The organism is Pseudoalteromonas sp. SCSIO 43210, from assembly GCF_054133285.1.
This window is the reverse complement of record NZ_CP087225.1, coordinates 548,686-561,814: the sequence shown is the minus strand read 5'-3', so window position 1 is coordinate 561,814 and position 13,129 is coordinate 548,686. Positions and strand designations below refer to the sequence as shown.

Sequence of the window (13,129 nt, the reverse complement as noted above, 5' to 3'; positions counted from 1 at the left end):
TTATCCAGAGTTCAGGTTACTTATGCCAATGCGCTTCATTAAGAAGGCTGGTGTTATTACTTTTGGCAATGGCTGCAAAAAACGGTGCTGCGCTGCCCTAGCCGTATTTCTTGCAGTTCGCTTTCACATGTCATACATGGCTTGCCTTTACGCCCATATACTAATAATTCTTGTGCAAAATACCCTGGTTTACCATCGCTTTGTGCAAAGTCCTTAAGCGTAGTACCACCTTGCATAATAGCCGCAGCAAGCGTGTCTTTTATAATAGGAATAAGTGCTTGATAGCGCTTTTGTGAAACTTTTCCCGCTTCTCGCTTTGGATGTATACCCGCTTTAAATAACGATTCATTCGCGTAAATATTACCAACACCAACTACCACTGCGTTATCCATAATAAACTGCTTTACGGGTACTTTTTTATTGCGCGATTGTTCATACACACGTTTAGCAAAAAAATCATCGGTAAGCGGCTCAGGACCAAGCTTAGAGAGTAGCTTATGTACTTGCCCTGGCTCTTGCCATAAGCAACAACCAAAGCGACGAGGATCGTTTAAGCGCAGTGCTTTACCGTTACCAAAAATAAACTCTACATGGTCATGCTTTTTAAGCGGCTCACTTTTATCTACAACACGTAAATTACCTGACATACCCAAATGTAAAATAGTACTGCCTAGCTCACAATGTAATAGTAAATATTTAGCTCGTCGTTCAATACTTGTAACAATTAGCCCTTCAAGTTGATACACGTCATCTGGCACTGGCCAGCGCATACTGGCATTATAAATATTAACTTTAACCGCAACTTGGTTTTGTACGTGGGGAGTGATGCCCATTCGGCTCACTTCTACCTCTGGTAATTCAGGCATTAATTAGACTCACTTTGTGAAAAATCAAAACTAGGAAATAACTGCTGTGCAGTTTTTAAATCGAGTGCGAGTATTCGTTGGCTACTCTTTTCGAGTAAGTAATATTGCCCATCACCTTTATAAAGCAAATAAATCCAAGGTAAACTCTCACCAGCTAATTCAAAAGTAGCAACATATAAAGGCGCATTAGGATTAAAAACAACAGATTCGTTAACACCCATTAACTGCGCGCTTTGCCATTGGTTAATTAAATCACTAAGTTGTTGCTCAGAAGCTTGCCAGATAAATGGCGCATCTTTTTGTAACATTGTTGTACGCCAACTAGTTCCAATACGCTCAATTTTTTGATCAACAAATGTCAGCGTCAATACAAAGCTTTGAATTGGTAATACAGGCTGTACCGAAGACTCATCAGCTGAATTAAAAAGTTGCTTATGCCAGCCATTTAAAAAGAAGATCATAATCAACATTGAAAAAATAATAACGTTGTTCCAACCTTTGCGACCAAGTTGCATGTGCACACTTCCTATTTAATTCAAGATTTTAAAGTGTAACTAAAACTTAATTGCACTGTCTATATGTTAAACCGTGCAGACTTTGTTAGAATATCGGCAAATTTAAAGGAGTTCCGTCAATGTCTATGTATGTAGTGGGCCATAAAATCCCAGATTCAGATTCTATTTGTGGTGCAATTGCACTGGCTTATTTAAAAAACCAAATCGATGAGCCAGCAATTCCAACACGTCTTGGTGAAATTTCACCAGAAACTCAATTTATCCTTGATAAATTTGGCTTCGAAGCACCAGAGCTAAAATTAAGCTACGCTGGCGAAGACGTTTACATTGTGGATCACACAGAAAAAACACAAGCACCCGATGATATCGACCAAGCTCGCGTTGTTGGTGTGGTAGATCACCATAAACTAGGTGACTTAACATCATCGACTCCGCTTGAATGTTGGATTCGCCCTGTTGGCTGTTCGAACACCATTATTAAAATGATGTACGATTTTTACAGTGTAGAAATCCCTAAAGACATCGCTGGTATTATGCTGTGCGCAATTTTAAGCGACACAGTCATATTTAAATCACCAACATGTACTACTGCCGATATTAAATGTGTTGAAGCGCTAGCTGAAATTGCAGGCGTAGAAGACTTTAAAGAACTTGGTATGGATATGTTCCGCGTTAAATCTGCGGTAGAAAACACACCAGCACGTGATTTAGTAATGCGTGACTTTAAAGACTTCAACATGAACGGTAACCTAGTAGGCATTGGCCAACTAGAAGTAATCGACCTTGCTGTTTTTGACGATATTAAAGCAGACCTTGCAGCCGATATTGCTAAGTTAAAAGTAGAGGGCAACCGCCACTCTGTATTTTTACTGCTTACCGACATAATGAAAGAAGGCTCAGAAATGCTAATTGTATCTGACGATGCAAACTTAGTTGAGCAGGCTTACGGTGTAAAACCAGAGAATGATAAAGTATGGTTAGATGGTGTACTGAGCCGTAAAAAGCAAGTAGTTCCACCACTGCAAGATGCGTTTTCAAAAGCCTAATAACTTTAACAAATAGCACTAAAAAAGCCGATATTGTATAAAACAATATCGGCTTTTTTGTTTTTAAAATGTGTATTTCTTATACCAATTCGCTTAATTAAATAAGCTATTTTGAGGCTGGAAAAACGTGTTGATAGCTAGGCAAAAAATTCGATATTTAGTTGTTCTCGGCAATTGCTCCTGCATTGCTCTACCTTCTGCATCCATGCAGTCGTAAATGAGAATTTTTTAACGCAGGTAGCGACACGTTTAGCCCCGCAAAATGATTAAGTATTGTTGCGGATTGGTATTAAGCTACAAACACAACTCTCTAAATGGCAATGTGGCTGCGCCAATTGATACCGGAAAATTATCAATATTAGATACCACCAGCTTTGGCATAGGGCGTTTAGCGCCACGTCTAAATTGTGCATAAACCTCAGTTCGTGCAATAACTTTTTCAGCCAACTCTTTTGGAATATGGCCACCAATAATAATCGCCTCAGCATCTAATAAAGCAGAGCAACAGGTTGCCACTAAATCAAATGAGTCTTGAACCTTAAACAACCACTCTTCAACGCCAGGCCAATCAGGGTCAAAGTTGTCATGCAGGTCGTAAATAGAAGTAACCGCTACGCCATTTTTTTTCAAAATACGTTTTAGTAATTCAAGATTAGGGTGGGCATATAATTTAGGGGGTAGCATGTCGCCAAGCTCACCTGCGTTTCCGTATGTACCGCGCAGTACGTCACCATTATTTACAATACCGCCACCAAATGCGGCCGACACAAACATATAAACAAAGTTTTTATACTCGCGTCCAATACCAGCAACACCCTCACCTGCGGCTGCACCTGTAGCATCGTTAACAACCCAAGTAGGGAGTTGAAAATGCTGCGACACAATATCGATAATATCCACCTGCGACCACTCTTCTAGCATATGGTGGGTATTCATTTTCCCATCCATTGAGCTAAAAAAGCCAGAGATACCCACGCCCATTCCCAGTACTTTTTCACTCGGAATGTCGCGCTCAGCGCTTATATCTTCCACCAGCTTTTGTGCACATTTAAGCACATTATTAATGCTCATATCCGACATTAGCTGCATATGGGTGTAAACCACCTTTCCCGTAAAATCCATTACGGCAAGCGAAATAGCATCAAGCAAAATAGCTAAGCCAAAGGTAAATCCGTAATCGGGGTTAAGGGCAATGCCAAACCCAGGTTTGCCTTTTTTATTAGGAATTAGCGTATCAGTTTGTACAATTACACCGTGTTGGGTTAACGACTTAAGTAAACGCGACACAGTTTGCTGTGGAATACGAGTTGCGCTCACAATATGACTTTGAGTTACGCACTTTTCCCAAAACACCACTTTTATAATATCGCGCTCAATATCTTGAAATAGTTTTTCGCCTTTTCCAAGCTCAAAACCAGAGCGTAATAAGTTACTGTTGTTTAACGAAAACATAGGTATTAACCCTAACAAAATTGGAGCACAAGATTACGTGAAACCATTATAAAGAACAAGTGGGCAAACTGCGCCTACTCAATCACTATCACTCTAAAATCATTCACATTTGTGTTAGTTGGCCCAGTAATAATTAAATCATCAATGGCTTTAAAAAACTGATGACTATTATGCCCTTCTAACTGTGCGCGTAAGTTTTCGCCAGCGTCTTGTGCGCGAGCAATCGTACTGTTATTTATATACGCACCCGCTACATCTTTACTACCATCAACACCATCGGTATCACAAGCAAGTGCGTAAATACCCGCTTCGCCATTAAGTACCTCAGCCAACGCCATTAAGTATTCTTGATTGGGCCCGCCATCGCCATAAACATCAGCAACAGTTACTGTAAGCTCGCCACCAGAGAACAACATAACGCGCTTGCCTTGGGCTTTTTGCTCAAGAGCGATAGCCGCATGTTCCTTTGCAACTTCTTTAGCCTCGCCTTGAATATCATACCCTAGTACCTGGGTTTCCCAGCCTTGGTGCTGTGCAACACTTATAGCGCTATCAATAGCATGCTGCGCATTTGCAACAATAAAGTACTCACCCACGGTATCAGCAACTCGTTCTTGCTCTGGTTTTAATAAATGCGCTTCAACCTCTGCCATTACTGGCCAATTGTACTTTTGTAAAATAGCCAGTGCATCGGCTTTAGTACTGCCATCGCTAATAGTAGGGCCTGATGCTATATCACTTGGTTTGTCCCCTACTACATCTGAAATAATGAGCGTAACGTAATCTGACTTAGCGGCCTGCGCTAACTTACCGCCTTTAACAAGTGACAACTGCTTACGCACTACATTTATTTCATCAACGCTTGCACCACTTCTAAGTAAAAACTGATTAAGCTTTTGCTTTTGTGAAAAAGGCACATCATCAACAGGTAGGCACATCAACGACGAACCGCCCCCCGAAATAATAAACAAAATAGGAATATCAGCCGGATTATTTTTTACAAGTTCTAATAACTCTTTGCCAGCGGCTAAGCTGTTATCGTCTGGTGTTGGGTGGTTTGCACTAAGCACTTTAATTCGCCCAGTATCACCGCTACTTTCGTAGCCATAACGCGTTACCACTGCGCCAAAACATTTATCACCATAAAAGCGATTAACTTCGGCGGCCATTTCAGCGGCGGCTTTACCCGCCCCTACTACACACAAACCTTTGCTTGCATCTATATTTTCTAAATACTTACTCATGCAAGCACTTGGTTTACAGGCATTTACCGCAGTGGTAAATAAATCAATTAAAAACGACTTTTTAGAATCCATTAGTCACAGCTCACGAAAAAATTGAAGGGATAGCTAAACAAATTAATATCATCACAATAAACATGCTAAGTAGCATAACGATATCTTTGCCAGTTAAAATTGAGTTTGATACGGTCTCGGCATTTTGTACTTTTGTGACTTCGTTTACCTCTCTTGGAATTAAACGACTCGTAACATAAATAATCACCGCAGCGCTTACAAAACCGATAAAATTCCACCAAAACCAGAAAATATCAGGCGCAAATACCGACACCAACAAATTAATTAATACACCACTAATTAAGCCAATATTGGCATGCAATGCAGCACTGCGTTTACTTAATACAGCAACTAAAAATACCGCCAGTATTGGGCCATAAAATAGCGAGCCGACTTTGTTAATAGCTTCAATAATGGTCGGCGCTATGTCACCGGCAAAAAGTGATAGTACTAAGGTAATTGCACCCCATGCTAAACCTAAGTATTTAGCTAACTTTAAGTAAGATGGTTGGTCTAGCTCTTTATTAGATATACGGCTGTAATCTTCAATGCTTACCGCCGAAAGTGAATTAATTGCAGAGCTAAGTGACGACATCGCTGCCGACAAAATAGCGACAACTAACAAACCAATTAAGCCGTGCGGGAGGTAATCTAAAATAAATATAGGCATCATCCAATCAGGGTTATCTGCTGGAATTTTTGCTAAAAATTCAGGGTTACTCATTGCCAATGTGCCAACAATTAAACCCGACACACAATATAAAATAGTAATAGGAAAACGCACTACACCATTTGCTAAAATCATGTAGCGTAGGTTTTTAGGATCTTTTGCACTGAGCGCACGCTGTGCTTGCGTTTGGTCACATCCGTAGTAAGAGGCGTAAAGTACCACACCACCAAAAATCATCGGTAAAAAGCCAAAGCCATCACCACTAAAACCAAATGAATCAAACTTAATCGCTTCTAATCGGCTCGAATCAACATTGACAATAAAGGTATCAACCCCACCTAAGTGATACAGTCCAAACCCTATACAAGCAATAGTACCCAATACAATGATGATCATTTGAATCGCATCACCGTACACTACAGCTTTCATCCCACCTTGCAGTGAATACAAAACGGTTATAACTCCCGTTAGTACAATTGCTTGCCATGCTTCTATTCCCATGGTGCCTTGTAAAATAAGCGATACCGCGTAAATCATAATGCCAGTGGCAAACGCACGGCTAAATTGAAACACCACACTAATAAGCACACGGGTTGAGCGGCCAAAGCGCATTTCTAGATAATCGTAAATACTGACAATGCCGCTTTTATAAAGCTTGGGTAAAATAGTCGCTAAAATTAAAATCATCGCCAGCGGAACACCCAACTCATACGAGAGCCATTGCATACCACCACCTTCACGCAAACCAACAAATGCAGGAGCCGAAATAAAGCTAATAGCCGAAAGCTGAGTGGCCATTACCGACAAAGCTAAAGGCTTCCAACCTAAGCTTTTACCCCCTAAAAAGTAATCATTTTTATTGGTTTGTTCGCGTAGCATAAATCCCATTACCAATAAGGCACCAAGATAAAGAGCAACTATTGAAAAATCTAATATATTCATAATTAATTCGCGTATTCACAATATGAAAACACAGCGCCTTTTCAAAAATTAAATACCAAATGGCTACCTGCCCTTACCTTTTTAAATAAACGAACCTAATCAAAAAGGTAAACCTGTAGCTAACTTAGCTGAAAAATACATCACAATGCAAAAAACCTATTAACCCCAAAGTAGGTTAATAGGCATAAAGCATTTATTTAAAAGTCGTATTTAACTCTTAAAGTAACGCGTCGTGGGAGAATTGGGCGACCTACAAAATATGGGTTATCTGCCGTTTGGCTATTACCTAGACGAGGTGAACCTTCAGTAACACCGTCAGAATCAAACAGGTTAAATACCCCAACGCTTAAGCGTACTGTTTGCTCTGGTGCAACTTGCCAGTTATAGCCTGCATCAAATCTAAATAAGTGGAATGAATCAAGTTCCACAGAGTTTGAGTCATTAGCAAAATTTTTACCGGTAAAGTTATGGTAAATCGATGCATCCCAGTTATCTGCGGTGTAGCTAATAGATGAGTTAAATAATATTTTTGGTTTACGACGTAATTCGTTACCAATAATAGAAGGGTCTGAGTCAAATTCAGTAAACTCGTGATCGGTATAGGTCATGTTGGCATCAACAGCCCACTCATCGGTAATATCGTAACGACCGGTAAGCTCAACACCCGTTGCTTTAGTTGATTGCATAACTGGCAGCTCTAATACGCCCCCATTACCATCATTTACAAAGTCTACGCTGCGTCTGTCTTTTAAGTCAGTTCTAAATAACGCAATGCTACCGCTAAAGTCGTTATCAAAAAACTTAACACCTAGCTCGCCTTGCTCAACAATTTCGGCTTCGTAGCTGGCAGGCTCGCCTAAATCGTTAAACTGAATACCTCTAATTTCGGGGAAGAAAAACCCGCGAGATGCATTGGCATATATATTTAAGTTATCGGTTAGGCGATATAACGCCGCCCCCGATGCAGCAAACTCAGACGTGTCGACTTCGCCGTAAGTCATTACACCACTGCCCGTAGTGTTAACTTGTAAGTTAGGTGCAAGCGTTGGATCATCAGAAATCTGAACTACTTGGCTGCCTTCGCGACTAATTTTGCCTTCAATTTCTTCGTAGCGAACACCAAAGTCAAAAATCCAATCGTCGCTTTCCATTTGATCCGCTACGTACAATGCTCTGCGGGTAGCGCTAATGGTTTGGTTAGTATAAGAAATGCCTGGGCCACTAATACCATTTTGAGTGTACTGAACCTCATCGCCATTGACATCGGTATACGTTAAGTCGATTAAGCGAGGGTTGTTATTAAACTCACCTAAGTAAGTTGTAATAACGTTGTCGTCGTCGGCTTCACTGTGCGAGAAAAATGTACCGACTGTAATATCGTGGCTAAAATCACCTACAAAAATGCTTTTGATGATATTAAATTCTGCAGAAAAATCTTCAGCTGGGCGGTCACGGTCTAAAATGCGGTTAGCAAATAGTAAGTCATCACTTGCAAGTGCGACACCTGAATTAACATAAGAAAACTCAGCACCGCTTGCATCACCTAGCCCTCGGTTAGCTAAAAAGTCGTCTTGGCTTTCAGGTACATTAATAATACCGTCGCCGTCTAAAAATAGATTAAATTCGTGTTGATATTTAGCGTATTTACTGCGCATATTAATGGCAAAATCGTTAGCGAGTTCTTTTTCAAACACCACTGAAATAGAGCCACCTTTAGTAACTACACCATCGCTGATTGGCGATTCATAACGACCATTTGCTGTATCGTAGGTTAAGTTAGATACTTGCGCCGTTTGCAGTGATTCGACTTCACGACCATCATTACCACTTAAGCGCTCGCGGCTGTCGCCATCAAGTGGAATAGGTAAGTAAAACTGAGCTTGGTCGTCAATGTACTGTCCATAAACAGTAAATGAGCCTGAGCCATCATCAAATTCTTTACGAATATTACCACGCAACTGTGTACCTTTAGTCTCAAGGCCTGTATCTAAAGGGCCCTCGTCGTAACGGTAAAAGCCAGAAAGCGCATAATATAAGCCGTCTTCGTTAAGTGGACCGCTCGTTGCAAAATCTAAGCGAGTACGCCCTTGGTCAGAAAGCTCCATTTGTACGGTACTTTGCGGATCATCACTGCCCGTTTTAGAAATATAGTTAATAATACCGGCCACAGAACCTTGACCAAATAAATTAGATACACCACCACGCACAAACTCTACGCGCTCAATACCCAAATCATTACGGTAATACACATCAAACGCCGATGAGTTTAAACCAAAAACACTCAAACTAGGTGAACCGTCGTACGACAGTGGCGTAAACTGAAACTGACCCGATGAAGGTAAGCCTCTTACTTGTAGATTAGTAGCGACTTCACCGCCACCGCCTTCTACTTTAATACCCGGAATATAGCGAAGCACATCCGCTTGGCTACTTGAAGACAGCTTTACCAGCTCGTCTTCGCTAATAGATGTTACTGATTGTGGAGTGTCTGAAATAACACGCCCTTTACTGGTACCAGAGACGATAATACGCTCAACGTTGTTAGCTTTTTTTGCTGTATCTGGTGCAGCTTCTTCTGCCGCATAAGCGCCCTGTGCAAGGCATAAAGATACAATAGAGGCGATCGTTGTTTTATTCACGGGTATTCTCCAATTGTGCTGGTTGTCTGTGTGTATTTACTTAGAGTGAGGCTAAGCAAAGCCGAAATAATCAAGTAAACATGTTAGTTTTTTGTTACTTCGAACAGGATTTAAGCACAGAAAAAAAACATTTACAACCCATAATGAGTGCTTTAATATTATCCAAATCGGAAATAACACACAAAGAGCACCCAATATGACTACTGTGAACAGCGGTAAAATTGACTCAGCAACGGCTTCATCGCTTGCAGACCTTGCTACTAAAACACTTATAGCGAACGACTTAGGTGGCTATACAGTACCAACACATGGCCTATACCCGTTTCAGTGGAACTGGGATTCAGCCATTACAGCGCTAGGTTGGATGAAATCAGACGAAAGCCGCGCATGGCAAGAAATTGATGTGTTATTTTCAGGCCAATGGGATAATGGCATGGTGCCGCACATCTTGTTTCATAAAGATTCTGATACTTATTTTCCTGGCCCTGACGTATGGGGTTCGGATAAAAAAATTAAAAGTACGTCTATTTCACAGCCGCCAGTAGTCGCCACCATAATGAAAGAAATGCTTGCCAGTGCGAAAGATAAAGCACTTGCAGAACAAAAAGTTAAAGCGTTATTTTCACAAGTAGTTGATTATCATTTATGGTGGTACAACGACCGAGATCCTGAAAAAACAGGTTTAGTAGTGACCTACCACCCGTGGGAATCGGGCATGGATAACAGCCCATCATGGGATGACGCTCTTCATGCTGTGCCATGTGTAGATTGGGAATATACGCGCCGTGATACAAGCCATGTAGATTCATCTCAGCGTCCACATAAAAGTGAATACGACCGCTTTTTATACCTTGTAGACTTTTTCAAACGTAACAACTTTGACAGCAAAGTGATTTACGAGACCAGCCCGTACAAAATGAATGACCTAGGTATTATTGCTATTTTACACCGTGCAACCAAAGATTTACTCAAAATGGGTGAACAACTTGACTTAAACGATGCTCGCACTGATTACTTAGCACAGCGCTTACAAATAACAGAGCAAGCCATAAACACTTTATGGTGTGAACAAAGCCAGTACTTTTATTGCAGAGATGTATTAACTAACAGCTTGGCTAAAGTTAAAACATCAGCCGCGCTATTAACTGTATATGCAGGTTTAACAAGCGATGAGCAAACTAAAATAATTAATACAGCCACCGAAGATTTTATTGAGTCGAGCCAATTTAGTGTGGCATCTACTCACCCTAAAGAAGAAAAATACGAGCCACAACGCTACTGGCGTGGCCCGATTTGGTTACACATCAACTGGATGATAGCCATAGGCCTTAAAGAAGCAGGCTTTGTAACAACGGCTAACAAAATTCAAGATGACACTCGCAACCTAGTTGTTAAGTCAGGCTACTACGAATATTTTAACCCAGAAACAGGTGCTGGCTGTGGTGGTAAAGATTTTTCATGGACAGCTGCAATAGCATTACATTGGCTACTTGACTAATAACTAAGGCAAGATCATGAAACACACAATATGCTTTGGTGAAGTACTGGTTGATTTACTTTCAAATAAATTGAGCCAAAACAGCAACGAACACGAAGCGTTTACAAAGTTTGCAGGCGGTGCGCCTGCAAACGTAAGCGTTGCCATTGCAAAGCTAGGCGGTAATGCCTATTTTGCAGGAATGCTAAGCACTGATAGCTTTGGCGACTTTTTACATAATGCATTAAAAGAGCAAGGTGTAAAAACCGACTTTATGCGTTTTACCAACCAAGCAAAAACAGCCCTTGCGTTTGTATCACTCGATAACGATGGCGATCGCACGTTTGAGTTTTACCGTGATAACACCGCCGATTTGCACTTTAGTAACGATGACTTTAGTCGCGAATGGTTTGAGCAATGCGATATTTTTCATATTTGCTCAAACACATTAACCAACAAAAACATCAGAAACACCACCGCTTACGGTGTTAAATTTGCAAAACAAAATAACTCAATTGTAAGCTTTGATATTAACTTGCGCCTCAATTTATGGCCAAGCGATGCCAACCCTCGCGAGCATATTTTACCGTTATTAAAAGACTGCTCAATTATTAAAGCCTCAAAAGAAGAGCTTGAATACTTAGCGGGTGAACAATCGAGCAATGAGTTTATTGCCCAAACACTTAATAACGGTTGTGAGCTATTTGTAGTTACCGATGCAGGCAACCCTATGCATTGGTATATAAAAAATGCCAAGCAAACGCTTCACCCTAAAAAGGTTACTATGGTTGATGCTACCGCTGCAGGGGATGCGTTTGTAGGTGGACTGCTGTATCAGCTAGGCCTACAAAACCTAACACCCAGCTCTTTTAGCGAGCTTTGCAACACGCCCAAAACACTAACAACTATTTTTGAATTTGCTTCGTTATGTGGTGCCCATGCCGCATCTTACAAAGGGGCATTTAACTCCCTACCTAACCAAAAGTCTCTACACGATTTTAGGAGCAAACTATGAAAAGCACACCTGATAACTTTAAAAGCCGTGAATTTTTAACGCAGCACATTAGCGACACGTTAGCGTTTTATGAGCCAAATATTGACGATGAACACGGTGGTTTTTACCAAAACTTTTCTGATAACGGTGAGGTATTTGATAAACACACGCGCCACTTAGTAAGCTCTACTCGTTTTGTATTTAACTATGCACGCGCGTATCAAACCTTTAATGACGAAAAGTACCTTAATCGTGTTAAATCGGGGATTGAGTTTATTCGTAAGCATCACCTTGTTGAGCAAACTGGTGGCTATAACTGGTTATTAAAAGTTGAAAACGGTCAAGCAACCGTGCTTGATAACACCAATCATTGTTATGGCTTTGCATTTGTTATTTTAGCGTACAGCTGGGCATACCGCGTAGGCGTTACGCAAGCACGTAAATATCTCAACGATACATTTCAAACAATGGAAACACATTTTTGGGATGCAAAAGCCGGATTATATAAGGATCAGCATAACAGCGACTTCACAAAATGTGATTCATACCGCGGCCAAAATGCCAACATGCATACTTGTGAAGCACTGATTGCCGCTTATGAAGCCACAAAAGACGAAATATTTTTAAACCGTGCGCTCACACTTGCCGACAACATGGTTAATCGCCAAGCTAATTTAATGGGCGGACTAATCTGGGAGCATTACGATATAAATTGGCAAGTCGATTTAGAGTACAACAAAGACGATCCTAAAAATTTATTTCGTCCGTGGGGCTTTCAACCTGGCCATCAAACAGAGTGGTCAAAACTACTTATGTTTTTAAATAAGCATAAGCCACAAAAATGGCTTATTGAACGCGCTCAAGCCTTATTTGATAACTCAATAAATGTAGCGTGGGATAAAAAACACGGCGGTATTTGCTACGGCTTTGCCCCTGATAAAACTATTTGCGATGACGATAAATACTTTTGGGTTCAAGCCGAAACTCTGTGTTGTGCAGCGTATCTTTATCAAGCAACAGGGGATGAAAAATATCAGCAATGGTATGACAAAATTTGGCAGTATTCGTGGCAGCATTTAGTCGATCATAAATACGGTGCTTGGTTTAGAATTTTAACCGCTGACAATAAAAAAATAGACACGATGAAAAGCCCAATAGGTAAAACTGATTACCATACAATGGGTGCCTGCTTTGATGTGCTCGAACTATTAAAGTAACTATGTAGTTATAACT

At 40.7% G+C, this 13,129-nt stretch carries 10 protein-coding genes; 4 read left to right on the top strand and 6 right to left on the bottom strand.

Translation table 11 applies throughout. The features are described from left to right. Positions 1–56: 56 nt before the first annotated feature. The gene (gene mutM, locus LOS73_RS02415; protein WP_457934419.1) at positions 57–866 is read right to left on the bottom strand and encodes a bifunctional DNA-formamidopyrimidine glycosylase/DNA-(apurinic or apyrimidinic site) lyase; all 810 of its coding nucleotides are present in this window, start codon (positions 864–866) and stop codon (positions 57–59) included. Then, on the bottom strand, positions 866–1,381 hold the full coding sequence (locus LOS73_RS02410; RefSeq protein ID WP_096793796.1) for a hypothetical protein: 516 nt from the start codon (positions 1,379–1,381) through the stop codon (positions 866–868). Before LOS73_RS02410 ends, mutM begins: the two co-directional genes overlap by 1 nt. Positions 1,382–1,500: 119 nt before the next feature. On the opposite strand from LOS73_RS02410, the gene LOS73_RS02405 reads away from it, so the two are divergent. Further along, a complete protein-coding gene (locus LOS73_RS02405) occupies positions 1,501–2,427 on the top strand; it encodes a manganese-dependent inorganic pyrophosphatase (RefSeq protein WP_007376559.1) in 927 nt (308 codons plus the stop codon). Between the two features lie 294 nt (positions 2,428–2,721). Here LOS73_RS02405 and LOS73_RS02400 read toward each other — a convergent pair whose 3' ends face one another. The 4 genes from LOS73_RS02400 to LOS73_RS02385 form a co-directional block, all read right to left on the bottom strand. Next, positions 2,722–3,879, bottom strand: a complete 1,158-nt coding sequence (locus tag LOS73_RS02400) for an ROK family transcriptional regulator (RefSeq protein ID WP_002957728.1) — start codon at positions 3,877–3,879, stop codon at positions 2,722–2,724. A gap of 74 nt (positions 3,880–3,953) precedes the next feature. Beyond that, positions 3,954–5,195 (bottom strand): glycerate kinase type-2 family protein, encoded by a 1,242-nt coding sequence (locus LOS73_RS02395; RefSeq protein WP_007378626.1) that lies wholly within the window; start codon positions 5,193–5,195, stop codon positions 3,954–3,956. Between the two features lie 10 nt (positions 5,196–5,205). Continuing rightward, complete coding sequence (locus LOS73_RS02390) at positions 5,206–6,786, bottom strand: sodium:solute symporter (RefSeq protein WP_457934418.1); 1,581 nt, start codon at positions 6,784–6,786, stop codon at positions 5,206–5,208. Positions 6,787–6,983: 197 nt separating this feature from the next. Further along, positions 6,984–9,425, bottom strand: a complete 2,442-nt coding sequence (locus LOS73_RS02385; protein ID WP_457934417.1) for a TonB-dependent receptor — start codon at positions 9,423–9,425, stop codon at positions 6,984–6,986. Positions 9,426–9,621: 196 nt separating this feature from the next. Here LOS73_RS02385 and LOS73_RS02380 point away from each other — a divergent pair, with 196 nt between their 5' ends. The 3 genes from LOS73_RS02380 to LOS73_RS02370 are packed head-to-tail and all read left to right on the top strand — an operon-like array spanning position 9,622 to position 13,113. Then, positions 9,622–10,923 (top strand): MGH1-like glycoside hydrolase domain-containing protein, encoded by a 1,302-nt coding sequence (locus LOS73_RS02380; protein WP_008135360.1) that lies wholly within the window; start codon positions 9,622–9,624, stop codon positions 10,921–10,923. A 16-nt stretch (positions 10,924–10,939) separates the two neighbouring features. Continuing rightward, positions 10,940–11,917, top strand: coding sequence for a carbohydrate kinase family protein (locus LOS73_RS02375; RefSeq protein ID WP_457934416.1), 978 nt, complete (start codon positions 10,940–10,942; stop codon positions 11,915–11,917). Next, on the top strand, positions 11,914–13,113 hold the full coding sequence (locus LOS73_RS02370) for an AGE family epimerase/isomerase (protein ID WP_008135356.1): 1,200 nt from the start codon (positions 11,914–11,916) through the stop codon (positions 13,111–13,113). The genes LOS73_RS02375 and LOS73_RS02370 overlap by 4 nt, the downstream gene beginning before the upstream one ends. Positions 13,114–13,129 lie beyond the last annotated feature (16 nt).

Coding starts and splice junctions, on each gene's coding strand:
- mutM (WP_457934419.1), bottom strand. CDS start 866: ATGCCTGAATTACCAGAGGTAGAAGTGAGCCGAATGGGCATCACTCCC.
- LOS73_RS02410 (WP_096793796.1), bottom strand. CDS start 1,381: ATGCAACTTGGTCGCAAAGGTTGGAACAACGTTATTATTTTTTCAATG.
- LOS73_RS02405 (WP_007376559.1), top strand. CDS start 1,501: ATGTCTATGTATGTAGTGGGCCATAAAATCCCAGATTCAGATTCTATT.
- LOS73_RS02400 (WP_002957728.1), bottom strand. CDS start 3,879: ATGTTTTCGTTAAACAACAGTAACTTATTACGCTCTGGTTTTGAGCTT.
- LOS73_RS02395 (WP_007378626.1), bottom strand. CDS start 5,195: ATGGATTCTAAAAAGTCGTTTTTAATTGATTTATTTACCACTGCGGTA.
- LOS73_RS02390 (WP_457934418.1), bottom strand. CDS start 6,786: ATGAATATATTAGATTTTTCAATAGTTGCTCTTTATCTTGGTGCCTTA.
- LOS73_RS02380 (WP_008135360.1), top strand. CDS start 9,622: ATGACTACTGTGAACAGCGGTAAAATTGACTCAGCAACGGCTTCATCG.
- LOS73_RS02375 (WP_457934416.1), top strand. CDS start 10,940: ATGAAACACACAATATGCTTTGGTGAAGTACTGGTTGATTTACTTTCA.
- LOS73_RS02370 (WP_008135356.1), top strand. CDS start 11,914: ATGAAAAGCACACCTGATAACTTTAAAAGCCGTGAATTTTTAACGCAG.